This window comes from Dyadobacter sp. SRI_021, assembly GCF_057586235.1.
Genome location: NZ_JBYCZM010000003.1, coordinates 428,812 through 446,459, shown reverse-complemented (window position 1 = coordinate 446,459; position 17,648 = coordinate 428,812). Strand labels below are relative to the sequence as shown.

At 50.2% G+C, this 17,648-nt stretch carries 16 protein-coding genes; 12 read left to right on the top strand and 4 right to left on the bottom strand.

Going from position 1 to position 17,648, the window contains the following annotated elements; translation table 11 throughout:
* Positions 1 to 49: 49 nt before the first annotated feature.
* From AC2YIT_RS11155 to AC2YIT_RS11145, 3 genes are all read left to right on the top strand, one after another.
* On the top strand, positions 50 to 1,045 hold the full coding sequence (locus AC2YIT_RS11155) for a mevalonate kinase family protein (RefSeq protein WP_291204169.1): 996 nt from the start codon (positions 50 to 52) through the stop codon (positions 1,043 to 1,045).
* A 173-nt stretch (positions 1,046 to 1,218) separates the two neighbouring features.
* The gene (gene galU / locus AC2YIT_RS11150) at positions 1,219 to 2,082 is read left to right on the top strand and encodes a UTP--glucose-1-phosphate uridylyltransferase GalU (protein ID WP_487279218.1); all 864 of its coding nucleotides are present in this window, start codon (positions 1,219 to 1,221) and stop codon (positions 2,080 to 2,082) included.
* A gap of 20 nt (positions 2,083 to 2,102) precedes the next feature.
* Complete coding sequence (locus AC2YIT_RS11145) at positions 2,103 to 2,792, top strand: SDR family NAD(P)-dependent oxidoreductase (protein WP_487279217.1); 690 nt, start codon at positions 2,103 to 2,105, stop codon at positions 2,790 to 2,792.
* Between the two features lie 303 nt (positions 2,793 to 3,095).
* Here the strand turns inward: AC2YIT_RS11145 and AC2YIT_RS11140 are convergent, their stop codons facing one another.
* The gene (locus AC2YIT_RS11140; RefSeq protein ID WP_487279216.1) at positions 3,096 to 4,388 is read right to left on the bottom strand and encodes a hemolysin family protein; all 1,293 of its coding nucleotides are present in this window, start codon (positions 4,386 to 4,388) and stop codon (positions 3,096 to 3,098) included.
* 145 nt (positions 4,389 to 4,533) lie between these two features.
* On the opposite strand from AC2YIT_RS11140, the gene AC2YIT_RS11135 reads away from it, so the two are divergent.
* The 7 genes from AC2YIT_RS11135 to AC2YIT_RS11105 all read left to right on the top strand — a co-directional run bounded on the left by AC2YIT_RS11135 (position 4,534) and on the right by AC2YIT_RS11105 (position 12,093).
* Positions 4,534 to 5,739 carry a DUF763 domain-containing protein gene (locus tag AC2YIT_RS11135; protein ID WP_487279215.1) on the top strand — a complete coding sequence of 402 codons (1,206 nt, stop codon included), beginning with the start codon at positions 4,534 to 4,536 and terminating at the stop codon, positions 5,737 to 5,739.
* Positions 5,740 to 5,814: 75 nt separating this feature from the next.
* The gene (locus tag AC2YIT_RS11130) at positions 5,815 to 6,381 is read left to right on the top strand and encodes a Uma2 family endonuclease (RefSeq protein ID WP_487279214.1); all 567 of its coding nucleotides are present in this window, start codon (positions 5,815 to 5,817) and stop codon (positions 6,379 to 6,381) included.
* A 124-nt stretch (positions 6,382 to 6,505) separates the two neighbouring features.
* A complete protein-coding gene (locus AC2YIT_RS11125) occupies positions 6,506 to 9,937 on the top strand; it encodes a PVC-type heme-binding CxxCH protein (RefSeq protein WP_487279213.1) in 3,432 nt (1,143 codons plus the stop codon).
* 128 nt (positions 9,938 to 10,065) lie between these two features.
* Entirely contained in the window at positions 10,066 to 10,311 is a 246-nt protein-coding gene (locus AC2YIT_RS11120; protein WP_223402452.1) for a DUF433 domain-containing protein, read from the top strand.
* The gene (locus tag AC2YIT_RS11115) at positions 10,301 to 10,645 is read left to right on the top strand and encodes a DUF5615 family PIN-like protein (protein WP_430844672.1); all 345 of its coding nucleotides are present in this window, start codon (positions 10,301 to 10,303) and stop codon (positions 10,643 to 10,645) included. Before AC2YIT_RS11120 ends, AC2YIT_RS11115 begins: the two co-directional genes overlap by 11 nt.
* 45 nt (positions 10,646 to 10,690) lie before the next feature.
* Positions 10,691 to 11,722 carry a hypothetical protein gene (locus AC2YIT_RS11110; protein WP_430844670.1) on the top strand — a complete coding sequence of 344 codons (1,032 nt, stop codon included), beginning with the start codon at positions 10,691 to 10,693 and terminating at the stop codon, positions 11,720 to 11,722.
* 26 nt (positions 11,723 to 11,748) lie between these two features.
* Positions 11,749 to 12,093 (top strand): DUF6984 family protein, encoded by a 345-nt coding sequence (locus tag AC2YIT_RS11105; RefSeq protein WP_430844669.1) that lies wholly within the window; start codon positions 11,749 to 11,751, stop codon positions 12,091 to 12,093.
* A gap of 4 nt (positions 12,094 to 12,097) precedes the next feature.
* Here AC2YIT_RS11105 and AC2YIT_RS11100 read toward each other — a convergent pair whose 3' ends face one another.
* The gene (locus tag AC2YIT_RS11100) at positions 12,098 to 13,339 is read right to left on the bottom strand and encodes an MFS transporter (RefSeq protein WP_487279212.1); all 1,242 of its coding nucleotides are present in this window, start codon (positions 13,337 to 13,339) and stop codon (positions 12,098 to 12,100) included.
* A gap of 14 nt (positions 13,340 to 13,353) precedes the next feature.
* The gene (gene arfB, locus AC2YIT_RS11095) at positions 13,354 to 13,761 is read right to left on the bottom strand and encodes an alternative ribosome rescue aminoacyl-tRNA hydrolase ArfB (RefSeq protein ID WP_223402442.1); all 408 of its coding nucleotides are present in this window, start codon (positions 13,759 to 13,761) and stop codon (positions 13,354 to 13,356) included.
* A gap of 128 nt (positions 13,762 to 13,889) precedes the next feature.
* On the opposite strand from arfB, the gene AC2YIT_RS11090 reads away from it, so the two are divergent.
* Positions 13,890 to 15,143: a DUF6600 domain-containing protein gene (locus tag AC2YIT_RS11090; RefSeq protein ID WP_487279211.1), complete on the top strand. Its 1,254-nt coding sequence runs from the start codon at positions 13,890 to 13,892 to the stop codon at positions 15,141 to 15,143.
* A 142-nt stretch (positions 15,144 to 15,285) separates the two neighbouring features.
* On the top strand, positions 15,286 to 16,305 hold the full coding sequence (locus tag AC2YIT_RS11085; protein WP_430844664.1) for a GntR family transcriptional regulator: 1,020 nt from the start codon (positions 15,286 to 15,288) through the stop codon (positions 16,303 to 16,305).
* A 45-nt stretch (positions 16,306 to 16,350) separates the two neighbouring features.
* Here AC2YIT_RS11085 and AC2YIT_RS11080 read toward each other — a convergent pair whose 3' ends face one another.
* Positions 16,351 to 17,634: a sugar isomerase gene (locus AC2YIT_RS11080; RefSeq protein WP_487279210.1), complete on the bottom strand. Its 1,284-nt coding sequence runs from the start codon at positions 17,632 to 17,634 to the stop codon at positions 16,351 to 16,353.
* Between the last annotated feature and the right edge of the window lie 14 nt (positions 17,635 to 17,648).

Here is a 17,648-nt window from a genome sequence, read left to right as displayed (position 1 = left end):
TATTTTATCGTCCAGATAGTTATTACATCCGGCTAAACACGCATTTACATTGATCATTGAAACACGCGCCTATGCCCGTGCGGGGCTTTTAGGCAATCCTTCTGATGGCTTTTTCGGTAAAACGATTTCCATATCTGTAAGAAATTTCGGAGCGTCCATCTCGCTTTACGAATCGCCCGAGCTGCATATCGAGCCGCAACCACAGGATTTGAACACATTCCGCAGCATTTTCCACCTGCGCGATTCGGTGAATATGCTGGGCTATAATGGCGGTATCCCGCTTATTAAGGCCGGTATCAAGAAGTTTGGCGACTATTGCGAGGAGAATAATATCAAGCTGCCCAACAAGAATTTCACAGTCCGTTACCGCTCGTCGATCCCCCGCCAGGTAGGTATGTCAGGTTCCAGCGCGATTATCGTCGCATTGTTCCGGGCGCTCATGCAGTTTTATAAAGTTGAAATACCCCTCGAAATATTGCCACAGCTTGTCATGGTGACCGAAACCGAGGAGCTCGGCATCACCGCCGGCTTACAGGATCGCGTGATCCAATGCTACGAAGGCTGCGTCTATATGGATTTTGATAAAACCATGATCCAGACACAGGGCCACGGCCGCTACGAGCGCATCAACCCCGAATTACTGCCAAAACTGTACGTCGCTTACAATACCAACCTTAGTAAGGTCTCGGGCAAGGTACATAATGATGTGCGGACGCGCTATGACCGCGGTGAGCAGGAAGTGATCGATGTGCTCGGTCAGATCGCCCAGAAAGCCGAAGACGGCCGCACCGCATTGCTCGAAGGCCGCCCGGACGATCTGCATTCGCTGATGAATGAAAATTTCGACCTGCGCTGCAAGATTTATAATGTACCCGAATCCAACAAAAAGCTGATCAATGCGGCACGCGCATGCGGGGCATCCGCTAAATTTGCCGGTTCCGGTGGCACTATTATCGGAATTTACAAGGACGATGATATGCTGAACCAACTGTTTGTGCAGTTGAAGAAATTCAACGCGCGGGTCATCAGACCGTTTGTGGTTTGAGGGCTATAAGCTTTAAGCCGTAAGCTTTAGGCTATAAGCTGCGTGCCTTGAGTTATAATATTTTAAGTTTTCTACGGAAAATGTTGACATTGACATTCAAACTGTTTTACCAAATATTCAAACAAATCGCTTACAGCATATAGCCTAAAGCTTACAGCTTACAGCCTTTACTTATGATTCGCAAAGCCGTTATACCCGCAGCCGGACTTGGAACCCGATTCCTGCCGGCAACCAAATCGATGCCGAAGGAAATGCTACCGATTATCGACATCCCTACTATTCAATATGTGGTACAGGAAGCCGTAGATTCAGGCATTGAAGATATTCTGATCATTTCAGGAAAAGGCAAGCGTGCCATCGAAGACCATTTCGATCGCAATGTAGAGTTGGAAAGCCGCCTGGAAGAGAAAGAAGATCTGCTTTGGTTCAATGAAATGCGCCGCCTGGCGGATATGGCAAATGTGCATTTCGTGCGCCAGAAAGAAGCGAATGGTCTGGGTGATGCGATCTACTATGCGCGCCACCACGTGGGTAACGAGCCATTTGCAGTACTATTGGGCGATACCATTATGGATTCTGTGATCCCGGTGACACAGCAATTGATGGATACTTATGAGCAATACGGCGGCTCCGTGATCGCGGTAGAAGAAGTCCCCGCCAATAAGGTGAACCGATATGGTATCGTAGGCGGAAACTCGCTGAGCGACTCGATCATGGAGCTGAGTGCGCTGGTAGAAAAACCTGCGATCGACAAAGCGCCTTCCAACCTCGCTATTGCCGGCCGTTACGTGCTGACGCCTGAAATTTTCAACACGATCGAGCAAACTCCAAAAGGTAAGAACAACGAAATTCAGCTTACCGACTCGCTGTTGCTCCTTCTGAAACGCGAGAATATCTTTGCACACCATATCGAAGGCAAGCGCCACGATATCGGCGACAAGTTGGATTATCTCAAAACAACCGTCGAGTTTGCATTGAAAAGAAAGGAATTCGCTGAACCATTCCGGAAATTCCTGGTTGATATTCTAAATAAATAAGCACTTTAAAAGCCATAACCATGCCCAAACAAGTCATCGTAACCGGAGCCACAGGAAACCTTGGTAAAGATGTTGTGAAAAAATTGACGAAGCTTGGTTATGGCTTGCATATCAATGTCCGGCAAGGCAAAACTGATGCTTACGCCGACAATGCGAGTGTTTCGAATTACCTCGCCGACCTGGCCAGCGGAGAACAAGCAGAGCAATTTGTCGCCGAGGCAATCACTAATGCAGGCCACATTGATGCCGGCATATTACTCGCAGGCGGTTTCGCCATAGCCAAATTGACCGACACCACCGACTCCGACATCGAGCAAATGCTGACGATGAATTTCAAAACAGCATTCCACGTCGTGAAGCCGCTTATGAAGCATTTCGAAGCGAATGGAGGCGGGCAGTTCATCTTCATTGGCGCGCGCCCGGCGCTCGTGCCTGAGGCGGGTACGGGAAGTTTTGCCTATACGCTTGCCAAAACATTGATTTTCCAAATGGCTGACCTGATCAATGCGGAGGGGAAGTCGAAGAATATCACCGCAACGGTAATCGTTCCCAGCATTATCGACACGCCCGACAACCGCGCGGCAATGCCCAATTCCGATTTCCGCAAATGGATCCCCGCCGCAGATATGGCCGAGGGTATTGCGTTTGTTTTAAGCGATACAGGGAAAAAATTGCGTCAGACGGTTTTGAAGCTTTATAACGAGGCTTGACCGGGTTGGCTGTCGGCAGTCAGCTATCGGCTGTCAACCTTTCCTGGCACATCGGCAGTCGGCTATCGGCTGTCAAACCTCTCCTGACTACACTTGACTTCCCTGGCCAAACTTGACAATTCCTGACCTAATGGCACATCGACAGTCGGCTATCGGCTGTCAAACCTCTCCTGACTACACTTGACTTCCCTGGCCAAACTTGACAATTCCTGACCTAATGGCACATCGGCAGTCGGCTATCGGCTATCAAACCTCTCCTGACCACACTTGACCTTCCTGGCCATACTTGACAATTCCTGACCACTAACTGTCCAACACCGCGATCTTCACCTGCGAAATCGTGCTGCGCTGCTTTTTGAGTACAGTAAATTCGTAGTGTTTCGTGTTGAGCTTCTCTCCTACTGCCGGAATGCGTCCGAACTTCCAGATCAGATAACCCGCCAACGTTTCATAATCGGGGTGTTTGGTAATGTCGTGCGGCAACCGTTCGTTCAAATCCACGATGGAAGCAGCACCCTGCACAGTATAGGTATTATCCGCTTCGTTTTTGACGACCGGCGCTTCGTTGTCGTACTCATCCTGAATCTCCCCAACGAGCTCTTCCAGGATGTCTTCCATCGTTACAATACCATCCACCCCGCCATATTCATCGACGATCACAGCCATTTGCTGGCGGCTCACCTGAAACTCGCGTAGTAATGCGCCAATGGGTTTCGAGCCATGGACCGTTGCAATAGGCCTTATCAGCTCGCGGAGCACGATCTCCTTGCCTTGCCGCATTTTAAGCAAGAGGTCTTTCAGATGCAAAACACCGATTACCTGATCCAACGTATCTTCGTAAACCGGCATTCTGGAATAGCCTTCTTCTATAACTTTTTCAAGCTTGGCATCGGTGAAGTCGTTTACATCAATGCCCACAACTTGCGGCCGTGGGATCATGATTTGCCTTGCTACCCTTTCTGAAAAATCGAATGCGTTCTTGATCAGGTCGTAATCTGCCGCTTCGATCATGCCACTTTCTTTCTGTTGCTGAACCAGATAGCGCAACTCGTCGCTGCTGTGCACCTCGCTGCCATGTGATGGCGTAATGCCAACGCCTTTCAATATCACGTTGGCGATGCCGTTCAGCAGCCACACCACTGGCCTGAATATCAGAAAAAAGCCGTGCAGCGGATAAGACAAAGCCAGGGTTGTCGACTCCGGCCGCTGGATCGCGATCGACTTAGGAGCGAGCTCCCCGAACACAATGTGCAATACTGTAATAATCGCAAATGCGGTAGGTAATGCGATATGATGCGCCACTTCCGGATCGATCGAAAGACCCACCAGCTCCATTGCACCGATAATCATTTTCGAAACGACCGGCTCCCCTATCCAGCCCAATCCAAGGCTCGCGAGCGTAATACCAAATTGGGTAGCAGCCAGATAGCCGTCGAGATTAGACACAATTTGTTTGGAAAGAATGGCCATTCGGTTCCCTTCCTGGGCTTTCTGTTCGAGCTGCGAGGCGCGGATTTTGACTATTGCAAACTCGGCAGCGACGAAAAAACCATTGAGCAGAACGAGTACAAGGGTAATGATAACCTGTAAAACCATGGAGGCCGGTGAATCCGTTTTTGAAGTAAAAATGCGTTTTAAAGCTGCATTTTAACAAAAAATCGGGCCATTGGGAAACCGAAGCCAGCATTAATGCATTTCAGGCTACCTCTTGCTACCCCGAATTTTCGTAAATTGAATTCTTATGAAAAGTGGTCACGCCGATTTACCCCTGCATTACGGGAAAGTTCCTGTCTGGCTTGTTCAGCGAATGAGCGCGCTCGGCGGCGCTATCGTGGAAGCGATCGTAATGGAATATGGCCGCGACGCATTGCTGCAAAAGATGAGCGATCCATTCTGGTTTCAGTCTCTGGGCTGCGTGCTGGGAATGGACTGGCATTCGTCGGGTATTACCACGTCGGTCATGGGTGCTTTGAAACAATCGGTGAACCGGAGGTCGTCGGACCTGGGCATTTACATTTGCGGCGGCCGGGGCAAATATTCCAGGCAAACGCCCGCAGAACTGCTGGCGATAGCAGATAAAACAGGATTGGACGGAAACTTGCTCGTACATCACAGCAAGCTTTCTGCCAAGGTTGACAATACCGCTATTCAGGATGGCTTCCAGTTGTATCTCCATTCATTTGTCCTTTCCAAAGAAGGCAATTGGGCGGTAATCCAGCAAGGCATGAACACCGACGACCGCCTGGCCCGTCGTTACCACTGGCATTCTCCGAGTATCCAGTCTTTCATCGAAGAACCCCATACATTCATTTACGGGCAAAATCAGGGCAATATCCTCAACCTGACCGCCAAAGCCGCCGCTCCAACCCGCACCGGCATTCTGGACCTTACAAAGGAAAACCCCGACAAGATCATGCGGGAAGTTTCGAAGCTCGTCATGCCGGATCACCACGACGTCCGCGCGGAAGACGTGAACCTGAAACGACTGGGCGCAGTACTCGCATTGGCGCACGACAATCCGGTCGACAATATGGAATCGCTGCTCATGCTCGAAGGTGTAGGCCCGCGCACGATCCAGTCGCTCACGCTCGTGAGCGAGATTATCCATGGCACGCCGTCGCGTTTCAGCGATCCTGCTCGCTTTTCGTTCGCTCACGGTGGCAAGGATGGTCACCCGTTCCCGGTGCCGATCACCGTTTACGACGAATCTATCCTCACCCTCGATCGGGCTATTCAACTTGCTAAAATGGGTGACAAGGATAAATCCGACGCCTTGAAAAACCTCTCCAAAGTGTCGGCACAACTCGAAAAGGATTTCCAGCCCAATAACCGCTTCAACGATATCGTTCAGCACGAACGCGACACCTCCTGGAAGTACGAGGGCCGGACGGTGCAGGGTAAGGCGAAGAAACCGAAAGGCTGGGACGGACAATTGGAGCTGTTTTGATTGTGAAGGTTTGATTTAGTAATTTAGAATAGCCTTTGTAACTGAATATCAAGTACAATAAATGATACCCAAGCTATGATACTCCGTTCCACATCTTCGGTTTTGCCCCGCACGCTGGATGAATTTATCCAGTGGGAGACTGCCGATGGGTTTAAATATGAATGGAACGACGGCAAAATCATCAGATTCGGGAAAGTGAAGAAAAAACACCTCTTCATCATCAGGAGACTTCAACAACTATTCTTCGGTACCACGGCTTTCTCTAAAGGCGGCGCGCTGATCATGGAACAGGACGTCATGCTCAGCGGCATTCAAATGCGCCGGCCTGACTTAGCCTTCTTCTCCGGCGAGCAAATCGACATCTCCGCCACATCCGATGAAGAGCCCGTTCCTGAATTTCTCATAGAAGTAATCTCACCGACCGACGACGCCGAAAAGGTTGAAGAGAAGCTGGCTGAATATTTTAATTCCTCCGTCAAAGTCGTTTGGCACATTTACCCTGACAACGAGGTAGTGTACGTTTATTCTTCACGAAAAAATGTCAAAATCTGCACAGAACATGACATTTGTTCGGCATATCCGGTGATGGAAGATTTCGAAATTTCCGTGCGGAATCTGTTATCGAACCAAATCTCCAAATAATCATCTTTCCAAGTTATATCTGCATCCTTTACAGAAGGCAAAAGCAGATTTTAACGCTATTTTTAATTCCTTTGTACCCGGTTCGCAACTGAACCTGAATAATCTGCATCAAGCAACGTCCTCAATGATCTCCAAAAAACATCTCAAAACACCTCTAACCCTGATGGCGGCTACCACCGTGGCGGTAGTATCGTGTATGAAAATGGCCCCGATGTCGTCCGGGCCGGTCGTAAAAACGAATAGCACCAAAATGGTGGTGAAAGAAGACGCCGTAGCCGGTAAAGCAAGAGCCAAAGAAATCCGCGAAAAAACGGTAGTTAAGCTGGCCGACGGGCTGAAACTCGATCTATGGGCATCGGATTCACTCGCTCCGGACCCGGTAGCGATCGCGATGGACGACGCCGGAAGGGTGTATCTGAACCGTACCAACCGCCAGAAAAACTCCGAATTCGATATTCGCGGGCACCGCAACTGGATCACCGAATCCATTGCATTGCAGACGGTGGAAGATCGCCGCAAATTCCTGCACAAGACATTTGCTCCCGAAAAAAGCAAGGAAAACAACTGGCTGAAAGACCTCAATGGCGACGGCTCACACGACTGGAAGGACCTGGCGGTTGAAAAAGACGAAGTATGGCGTATTGAGGACACCGATAATGACGGCATCGCCGATGTTTCCATGCGTATTCTTGACGACTTCTTCGACGAAGTTTCCGACGTGGCGGGCGGCTTGCTCGTACGTGCAAAAGACATTTTTGTGACCATCGCTCCCGATGTATGGCGTTTGAGAGATACCAATGGAGACGGCGTACTGGATGAAAAAACCTCGATCAGCCACGGTTACGGTGTGCACATCGGTTTCAGCGGGCATGGAATGTCGAACCCGATCGAGGGGCCCGATGGCAAAATTTACTGGAATATCGGCGATATTGGCGCCAACATTACCACTGCCGAGGGCGTGAAACATGAGCACCCCAACTCGGGTATCATTGCACGCTCCAACCCGGATGGCAGCGACTTCGAGATCTTCGCGCATGGGTTGCGTAATACACACGAGTTTGTATTTGACGAATATGGTAACCTCATCAGCTCAGATAACGATGGTGACCACCCCGGCGAAAGCGAGCGTCTGGTGCACGTAGTGGAAGGCTCCGATGCGGGCTGGCGCTCCAACTGGCAGTACGGCAAATACACTGATCCTAAAAACAACAGCTACAAAGTGTGGATGGACGAAAAACTGTTCAAACCACGCTGGGACGGTCAGGCGGCATACATTATTCCTCCTATCCAAAACTACCACAATGGGCCTACCGGCATGCAATACAATCCCGGAACGGCATTGGGTAAAGAATGGAAAAACAAGTTCTTCCTCGTTGAATTCGTTGGGAACCCTGCGCGTTCGCCGATCTGGTCATTTGGTTTGAAACCAAAAGGTGCTTCGTTCGTGCTGGATGGTGAGAAAAACATCCTGACGGGTATCCTGCCAACCGGTATCCGTTTCGGTCCCGACGGCGCATTATACGTTGCCGACTGGATCAACGGTTGGGATACTAAAAACTATGGCCGCGTGTGGAAACTTGACGTTACCGACGAGAAAAATGACCTGAAAGCGGTCCGCACCGAGACCAAACGCCTCATGCAGCTGGATTATACTAAACAATCCGACGACGCATTGCTACCGTTGCTTTCTTATGAGGATATGCGCATCCGCCAGAAAGCACAGTTCGAACTCGCCTCAAGAGGAGCGAAAGGTGCCGCCGTATTAAACAAAGCTATCGAACAAAAAAGCAACCAATTCGGCCGCATTCACGGGATTTGGGGACTAGGTCAACTGGCGCGCCAGGACAAGTCATATGCCAACCTGCTGATGACCTTGTTGAAAGATTCTGACGAAGAAATTACAGTACAAGCCGCAAAGGTGCTGGGCGACGCCAAAATCGCGGAGGCCGCACCGATGCTGATCCCGATGCTGAAAAGCAAAAACCCACGCGTGCAGTTCTTCGCGGCACAGGCATTGGGCCGCGTAAAAGACAAGAATGCCGTACAGCCATTGATCGAGATGGTGAAAGCGAATAATGATCAGGACGTGTACATCCGCCACGCAGGTGTGCTGGCGCTCTCGCGCATAGGAGAAGTGGCGCCTATTGTTGCCTTAGCCAACAGCCCTGAAAAACCACTCCGCATTGCAGGGGTACTTGTGCTTCGCCGCATGAGAAATGAGCAGATCAGCGCATTCCTGAAAGATAAGGATGAATACATTGTAACAGAAGCCGCCCGCGGTATCAACGACGACCTTTCTATTCCTGCGGCATTACCTGCATTGGCTGCGGTGCTGAACGAAAAAGGCTTTACCTCGGAGCCATTGCTACGCCGCGCCATCAACGCTGCATTGCGGGTAGGCGGCGAAACTCAGTTGAACGATCTCATTGCATTTGCGAAACGTAAGGATGTTAGCAAAGAAATGCGTGCGGAAGCATTGGCAACCTTGGGAACCTGGGCCAGCCCATCCGTAACCGACCGCGTGGATGGTCGTTACCGCGGCCCAATGGAGCGTGATCCTGCCGGTGTGAAAGCGAAGATCAAGCCGATGGTGGCCGACCTTTTGCAAGAGAATGAGCCCGCGATCCTGATCGCGACCGCGCAAATGCTGACGAATCTTAATGTAAGCGATAATAACGCGGCCCTGGCCAAAATCCTGAACGACAGCAACGACGCGAAAGTACGTACTGCTATGCTCCTAGCGTTGAACGATCTGAAATACGCGGATATGGAAACCGTCATGAAAAAAGGCATGAGCGACTCCGACGCCGATGTACGTACGGCCGCATTAGGTATGGTAGGAAGCGTGAATATGTCGAAAGAGGCATTGGCCGACATTTCCAACACCATTTTCGAAAAAGGCAGCGTGCGCGAGCAGCAGCAAATTCTGAAAGTACTGGGTAGCCTGCCCGTTGCCAAAACGGAAACGATTTTCAACGGTCTGATCGGCAAGATGGCGGACAACAAGTTGCCGCAAAACCTGCTCCTCGATCTCGGTGAGGCGGTTGATTCCACCAAATCCAGCGCATTAATCGCCAAAATAGCGCCGCTGCGCAAGCAAGGCAACACCGCAGCCGACTACCAGGATGCATTGTTCGGCGGAAATGCCCAGGCGGGTCGCCGCTATTTCATGACAAGTTCAGCCGCTGAATGCGTACGCTGCCATTCCATCGGCGGCCAGGGCGGAGAGGTAGGCCCTAACCTTTCAAACATCGGAAATGTTCTTACACGCGAGCAAATCCTTCAAGCGCTCATTGAGCCCAGTGCACGCCTGTCGCCGGGATTTGGAATGGTGATGCTGACATTGAAAGACGGGACTTCCGCGGCTGGCATCCTCGCCCAGGAAAACGAGCATGAACTGGTACTGAAAACCTCGGAAGCAGAACCGTTGAAAATCGCCACCTCTCGTATTGCGAAACGTGAAAACGTACCATCAAGCATGCCTCCGATGGGTAACATCATGTCGAAAAGAGAGATCCGTGACGTGGTGGAGTTCCTTTCGAATTTGAAGAAGTAATTAGATTTTGATGGATATTTCAACCCCCGGTATTAATCGTCCCGGGGGTTATTTTTTTGGATTCCGGACAAATTCCCAGCACGCGTTGTTATATAGCTGATTTGGGTATATTTGAAAAAAGTTAAGACATGACAACTTATTTGACCGAACGAATCGCCATTGATCCGGAAATTTGCAATGGTCGGCCGATTATTAGGGGAATGCGAATTACCGTTCAAACGGTTCTGGAATTCCTTTTCGCGGGGACAAGCAGAGAAGAGCTGCTATATCAATATCCGGTACTTGAAAACGAAGATATTGATGCATGTTATGAATTTGCAATTGAGATGATGAACAAGAATTACTTCATCAAAGAGATTAAGCATGTCGCATAAATATTTGATTGATGTCAATTTACCATACTACTTCTCGCTTTGGAACAACCCAAATTACGTTCATCAAATAGATATTGCGAGAATAGCGAAAGACTCTGATATTTGGTCATACGCAAAGGACTCAGACAAAACCATCATTACCAAGGATTCCGATTTTGCCAGCAGAATCCTTATCTCTCCTCCTCCTCCACGGGTCATTCATTTTCGGACAGGTAACATGTCAATGAAGGAATTTCATTCACTGGTTTCAAAAATATGGCACGAGGTAGTTGATTTAAGCAACACTTATAAATTGGTCGTCATCTTCAATGACAAAATCGAAGCATTCAATTGATATAGTCAAGGCACGATTTTAATTCATCAACACCAAAATATTTGAATGGAACTCGACAAAAAAGAAGCTGAAATCGTAAACCGGGCTATTCAGACCTGGGAGGATGAGGCGCGCATTCCGAAGGAGCTGGCCACGGAGCTACGGGGCAGTTACAGCGTACGCAATGCGAATGTGGATGCGATCGCTATTTATGCTTTGATTTCTGCGGTGTCGTGTGGATTACTCGCATTCGGGGCATTGGTACTGGATGAAAAATGGATCGAGCTGCTTCGCAAGCGCTGGGGCTTTTCGGAGAATATCGTCGGCATACTTTTCACTTTCGTTGCAGGCCTTTTTGTGTACCTCGCCAAACGGCGCATGAATAGTTCCGGGGGAGCGAAGGCTAGCAATGAAGTTTACAATATCGCCATTATCCTGACGGTCGCGATTGCAATTACTTACTGGACACGCGGGTTACTTGATGGGCCGGGTAATTATGCATTACCGCTGCTGTTCGCAGCGATCGCCTACGCGGGCGTCGCTATTTTTCTCCGGTCTACCTTGCTTTGGGTTACGGCTATCCTCGCGCTTGCCGGTTGGTGGGGTGCGCAAACCCACTACTGGTCGGGAGGCAATTTTCGGTTCTTGGGGATGAATTATCCACTGCGTATGACGGTGTTCGGGCTGGTGATATGGGCTTCCTCGTGGATAATCGGGCAAATCCGTGCACTGGCTTTTTTGAAGGACGTTACTTACACGGTTGGGCTGTTCCTGTTTCTGGTAGCCGGCTGGACGCTCTCTATTTTTGGCAATTATGCCGATTACGAAGGTTGGAAGGCCCTTAAACAAAGCCATTTCTGGTTTTGGGCACTGAGTTTTACGCTCGTACTCGCCGGAATGATGTATTATGCATTTCAATACAAGCAGGAAACATTGCGCGACCTGTGCCTGGTTTTCTTCCTGCTCAATATTTACACCCGTTATTTCGAATATTTCTGGGATCGTACCAACGCGGGGATTTTCTTTGCATTACTGGCGTTATCCTTCTGGTTTGTGGCCAAAAAAGCCGAGCAATGGCGGAGCAGAACGGCAGGGTGACTTTTTTTTAGTACAAATACACTATCATGAGCAATATCAGACCCATCCGCGGCGAAGAGCTGGATCTTATTCACTTCCTTCTTGAAAAACTGAACCTGGACCCGATCGATTTTCCGGTTTCGGAAATGGTGGACGAATACGAAGGCGGCAAAATGGGCAGTATCAGCCTCGGTGGCGATATGAATGCCTACGCCGGCGATCTTATCCAGGCCGAATACGTGGATATCGACGATACGCCGGTGGTGATTACCTTGACACAAGATACCAACGGCCAGTTACTCGACCTGGATTTCTGGAAAGTGGATTTTACCAAACTTTTGGAATATCCTACGCCAGACAAGCTGATATTCGGAAAAGCGCCGGAGGAATAAACTGCTAGTCCTCTTCGTAATCCAACTCTTTGCCGTAGGTCTCCTCCATGCGCCACAGCGAGAGCAATGCCAATGAGAAGCACAATGCACCGACGATCGCGCCCGAATGCAATACGCCTGAGTCTTTTTTAAGGAATTGGAATAGTGGGAGCGTAAGCAGTACCGTTGCCCGGACATTGTTGGCCACTGAGGTGGTAACCGTTGCGCGGAGATTAGTGCCGAATTGCTCGGCCGTGGTCGTCAGGAACATGGCAATGTAGCCGATCGAGAAGCCTAGCCAAATGTAGCAAATATAGAGTGTAGTGGCGTTGTTGATACCTCCCGAGAGCAGCCAGGCTACACCGGCGAGCGTCATCAGCATCATTAGTAGTATCGCTTTCCGGCGCGAGCGAAACCATTGACTCAGGATTCCGCTGAAAAAGTCGCCCGTAACCACGCCTATGTACGTGTAGAGCACGCAGGTACCTGCCTGAATTTCCTCCGCTATGCCCAATGCTTTCGCGAACTCGTTGCCAAATGTGGCGTAAATGCCAATGACCATATAAGTCGGTAATCCGATCCCCATGCAGCGCATGTAGCGCACGAACCGCGACCAGCTCGTGAAGATCGTCCACCAGGGCACCGGTTTGGAGCCCCGTTTTTCCAGACTCTTATTAAAAACAATGGATTCCAGCACATTCACACGCAGGATCAACAATATCAAACCCATTCCACCGCCGATGAAATAGGCCATACGCCAGTCCGTGAGCTTTACGGCGAAGAATGCGGCAATGGCCCCTGCGAGTCCGACGCTGGCTACTACCGAGGCTCCGTAACCGCGCAGTTCTTTGGGCAGGATTTCGGCGATTAGCGTAATGCCAGCGCCCAGCTCGCCTGCAAGACCAAAACCGGCGATAAACCGCAGAATCGAGTATATTTCAACATTTTGGGTGAAACCGCAGGCGATATTGGCGAGCGAATAGGTCAATATTGAGCCAAAAAGGACAGAACGGCGGCCGAGCTTGTCCCCCAGAATTCCCCATAAAAAGCCACCGATGAGCAACCCCGCCTGTTGCCAGTTATAAATATTGGCGCCGATCTGCGAGATTTCTTCCTCCGAGAGACCCAGGTCTTTCAGGCTCGGGACGCGCACGATATTGAAAAGCAGCAGGTCATAAACATCCACGAAATAGCCGAGGGAGGCTACGATAACGGGCAATGTAAAAACGGCACTGAGTTTGGGCTGAACAGGAGTGACGGCGGTCATAAGGGTGTTTTCGTTTATTCTTCAAAAGGCTTCCGGCGCATTGATTTAACGGCGGCCGTGCGTTGCTTGGCTTTCAATCTTTCCAGCTTCGAAGCCAGTGTAGGCTTGGTCGCTTTACGATCTTTCTCTACCGTAAGCGCCTGACGGATAAGCCGGTCGAATTTCTCGACGACCTTTTCCTTGTTGGCCAGTTGCGAGCGCTCGGTTTGGTGGTATAATACGAGCACTTTACCGTTCGTTAATCGGTTGGATAATTTTTCGGTTAGCTTTTGCTTGTCCTCGCCGGTCAGGAATTGCGAATTCGGAATATCAAAACGCAGTTCTACCTTTGTTTCGACCTTATTTACATTTTGCCCGCCCTTACCACCGCTCCGGGCCGTCTGAAAGACGAGTTCAGGATGCAGGATTTCAGGATCAATCATTTGAAATAGAAGTTTTGTTAACACGTGTTAATGTCCGGCGGGCCATTAAACCAGAGTCTAAAAGTAACGTCCAAGAATCGATTTTTAAACAACAGGAAAACAATTAACAACATAAAGCAATGGGCACCATGCGTACACTAAGAATAATCGGCCTGTTCATTTTCATGTTCGTCGGAGTTTCAGTGTCCAACAAAACCGAGGCACAGCCCGGTTTCAGGATTACGTTCGAAACTTTTTATGACGAGCTTGCTCCTTATGGCCGCTGGATGCGTAATCCGCAGTATGGTTCCGTCTGGATCCCCGACGTTCCCCGTGGTTTCCAGCCTTACTCCACCGCAGGTTACTGGGAACAGACAGAATACGGAAATACCTGGGTTTCGGAATATGATTGGGGATGGGCGCCGTTCCACTACGGTCGTTGGTCGTATGACGATTACTACGGCTGGTTTTGGATCCCCGATTACGAATGGGGCCCTGCATGGGTAAACTGGCGCTCGGGCGGCGGCTATTACGGCTGGGCACCGCTTGGACCTGGGGTGAGCATCAATGTTTCCGTCAATATTCCATCTTTCTGGTGGGTGTTTGTGCCGCAACGTTATATCCTCAGTCCCAGCTGGCATTCATACTGCGCTCCGCAAAGACGGGTATCGCATTATTACAACAACACGGTAGTAATTAACAACTACTACCGCAGCAACAACCGCACGTACGTATACGGCCCGCGCCGTGACGAGATCGAGCGCGTTACCCGCAGAAGCGTACCTATACGTACAATCGACGCCAGCCCCAGAGGCCGCGGACGTGTGATCATTGCCGACCGTGGAAACGGCCGCTACGACTACGGTACCCGCGATCATGACCGCGGAGGCCGCGTTATCGACGCCAACCCGCGCATTGACCGCAGCAATCGCAACTACGACAACCGCATTGAACCGGGTGATAATTCAAGACGTGGCGCGCGCAATCCGTATGAAGAGCGCAACGGCCGCTATGAACGCAACCGTGACGCGATTGAAAATCGCAACGATCGCTACGAAACGCCGAATCCAGGCCGTAATGATCGTTATGAAGCACCAAACCGCTCGGAACGTAACCGGGAATATGGCAACCCTGGCAATAGCCCGGAACGTAACCGTGACTTCGGCAACCGTGCGGAACGTGTGGAGCGCCCGAACATCGAACGCCCCGAAAGACAGGAACGCAGTAACCGGTCATTCGAGCCCGCACCGCGTATAGAACGCCAGGAAAGAAGCGCACCGGAGCCTCGCGGCAACGACCGCGGTAATCGAGGTGGCGACAATGGCGGGGGTAACCGCGGCGGCGGCGACAACGGCAACCACGGTGGTGGTTCTAGCGAACGCAGCGGCAGAGGACCGAGATAATTTCAACCCTTAACATAAAAACAACCCGGCGGGATAGTAGTATTTTCCGTCGGGTTGTTTTTGTTTATGAAGACTTTCGATTTACGCTTCGAAAACAGATAAAAATGTTATTTTTAGCCTGACCCCCAACCCACGGCATTGAATGGAAATACAATTTGACATTGAATTCAAGGAGAGTGCACCCAAGTACATGCAGATTATCAAATCGCTGTTGCAGGCGATTAGTAAAGGAAAGCTGAAACGAGGCGACAAGATCCCCTCCATTAACCAGTTAAGTGAGGAATACCTGCTTTCGCGCGATACCGTCGAAAAGGCTTATAAGCACCTTATTAAGGACGGCGTGCTGATTTCAGTTCGCGGAAAAGGCTATTTTATCAACCGCGTGGATATTGAAACATCACTGCGTATCCTGCTGGTTTTCAACAAAATAAGCAATTATAAGAAGCAGGTTTACAATGCATTTGTGGAGAATATCGGCCCCAATGTGAACGTCGACCTGCATATTCATCACTCCAATACCAATATTTTCAAAAACCTGATCAAGAACAGCCTGGGAGAATACGACTACTACGTGATCATGCCGCATTTCTACGAAGAGATGGATGAGGCGATCGAAACGCTGAAAATGATCCCGCCGGAGAAACTGATTTTGCTTGACAAGGACATTGAATTCACGACCAAAAAGCATTCAGCCGTCTACCAGAATTTCGAGAAGGATATTGTACACGCGTTGAACGAGGCGGTGGACTTGCTGAAAGTCTACAAAAAGCTGGTCCTCATTTTCCCAACGATGATCCGCTATCCGAAGGAAATCCTCAAAGGCTTCCGCATTTTTTGCATTCAACACGAGTTTGAGCATGAGATCATGTATGATTTCCATGAAAACAGCACGGCGGTGAAGGATACGGCCTATGTGGTTATCGAAGAAAACGATCTGGTAAACCTCATTAAGCAATGCAAAAAGCAGCAACTCGTCGTGGGCAAAGATGTGGGCATTATCTCGTACAATGAGACGCCATTGAAAGAAATCCTGCTCGACGGCATTACGACCATTTCCACCGACCATGAGCAGATGGGTAAAACCGCGGCGGAGATTATTAAGGAAGGGAAAAGGGCGCTGGTCAAAAACCCATTCACATTGATCCGGCGGAAATCGCTTTGATAATGTCAGTCTGAGTGCACGGGGCGCTCAGACTGACATTTTGCATTAAAGCCCTGTCGCTACGGTCAGTTTGCCGCGTTCGTTCAACAATTCATTGCGGACGCCGAGGTGACGGTACAAACCGATCGGATCGAGCGAGCCGCCGCTCAGGCGCATGGCCTCGCGTACGAGCGGGCGCACGTCGGTGCGGAATGCATTTTGCAGGATTTGCTGGGCCAGTACCACGTCGTTTTCGTTGCGGGCCTCTTCCAGTTTCTTTCTATCGACGAGCAACGCCTGCGCTTGCGCTATCAGAATCGCTTCCACCGATTGGAGCAAATCTTCCAGCGGATCTTTCACATTATGGCTGGCGTCGATCATCCAGGCATAAGTATCGCTGGCGCGGTTGGCGCGCTTCATGCCTTCCACGAGCTCTACGAAGATCAAAAACAGCTGGTATGGACGGATAGCCCCTACTGTGAGATCATCATCCCCATATTTCGAATCGTTGAAATGGAAGCCTGCAAGGCGGCCTTCCATCATCAATGTAGCTACGATCTGCTCAATGTTTGCATTCGGCAAATGGTGTCCCAGATCCACCAGCACGTCCGCTTTCGGCCCGAGTTTCTGGCAGAAAAGCAATGAGCTGCCCCAATCCTGGATTACGGTGGAATAGAAATTAGGCTCGTAGGCTTTGTATTCCACATAAACCTTCCAGTCGTCCGGCAACGCTGCGTAAATTTCCTGCAAAGATTCGAGCGTGTTCTGGAATGCTCTCACAAAGTTCGACTGCCCGGGGAAGCAGGAACCGTCCGACAACCAGATCGACAATGCTTTGGAACCAAGATTCACACCATGTTTGATCACCTCGATATTATGCTCGATCGCCTGCTTGCGCACCTTCGCGTCCACGTGCGAGAGCGAGCCGAATTTGTAGGACAGCTCCTGGTCCTTCTGATCCTGGAAGGTATTGGAGTTAACCGCGTCAAATTTCAAATCCAGCGAAGTTGCCAGGTCGATGATCGGCTGTGCTGCGCCGGGAATATCCCAGGGAATATGCAGTGAAATGGAGCCGCTCGAACGGTTCAACGCATGCAGCAAGCCCACATCCTCTATTTTCTCTTCCAGTGAACGAGGCTCTCCTACTCCCGAGAAACGCCCGAAACGGGTGCCGCCCGTTCCCAGTGCCCAGCTCGGGATCGCCACCTGGAACGCTTCGAGCGATTTTACAATGTCTTTTGCGTTGATACCCTGCTCACCCAACTGCTCTTGCAGGAAGATGTACTGGTTGTTATGCCGCGAAAACAGGCTGTCGTTGTGCTGATCGATCTGATATTGTTCAATTTTCATCTGGATAGAATTAA

Bases quoted from the DNA above. Each gene is read 5' to 3' on its own strand.
- AC2YIT_RS11125 (WP_487279213.1), top strand. From the start codon at position 6,506: ATGATCTCCAAAAAACATCTCAAAACACCTCTAACCCTGATGGCGGCT.
- AC2YIT_RS11090 (WP_487279211.1), top strand. From the start codon at position 13,890: ATGCGTACACTAAGAATAATCGGCCTGTTCATTTTCATGTTCGTCGGA.
- AC2YIT_RS11145 (WP_487279217.1), top strand. From the start codon at position 2,103: ATGCCCAAACAAGTCATCGTAACCGGAGCCACAGGAAACCTTGGTAAA.
- galU (WP_487279218.1), top strand. From the start codon at position 1,219: ATGATTCGCAAAGCCGTTATACCCGCAGCCGGACTTGGAACCCGATTC.
- AC2YIT_RS11140 (WP_487279216.1), bottom strand. From the start codon at position 4,388: ATGGTTTTACAGGTTATCATTACCCTTGTACTCGTTCTGCTCAATGGT.
- AC2YIT_RS11120 (WP_223402452.1), top strand. From the start codon at position 10,066: ATGACAACTTATTTGACCGAACGAATCGCCATTGATCCGGAAATTTGC.
- AC2YIT_RS11115 (WP_430844672.1), top strand. From the start codon at position 10,301: ATGTCGCATAAATATTTGATTGATGTCAATTTACCATACTACTTCTCG.
- AC2YIT_RS11080 (WP_487279210.1), bottom strand. From the start codon at position 17,634: ATGAAAATTGAACAATATCAGATCGATCAGCACAACGACAGCCTGTTT.
- AC2YIT_RS11105 (WP_430844669.1), top strand. From the start codon at position 11,749: ATGAGCAATATCAGACCCATCCGCGGCGAAGAGCTGGATCTTATTCAC.
- AC2YIT_RS11135 (WP_487279215.1), top strand. From the start codon at position 4,534: ATGAAAAGTGGTCACGCCGATTTACCCCTGCATTACGGGAAAGTTCCT.
- AC2YIT_RS11130 (WP_487279214.1), top strand. From the start codon at position 5,815: ATGATACTCCGTTCCACATCTTCGGTTTTGCCCCGCACGCTGGATGAA.
- AC2YIT_RS11085 (WP_430844664.1), top strand. From the start codon at position 15,286: ATGGAAATACAATTTGACATTGAATTCAAGGAGAGTGCACCCAAGTAC.
- AC2YIT_RS11110 (WP_430844670.1), top strand. From the start codon at position 10,691: ATGGAACTCGACAAAAAAGAAGCTGAAATCGTAAACCGGGCTATTCAG.
- AC2YIT_RS11100 (WP_487279212.1), bottom strand. From the start codon at position 13,339: ATGACCGCCGTCACTCCTGTTCAGCCCAAACTCAGTGCCGTTTTTACA.
- arfB (WP_223402442.1), bottom strand. From the start codon at position 13,761: ATGATTGATCCTGAAATCCTGCATCCTGAACTCGTCTTTCAGACGGCC.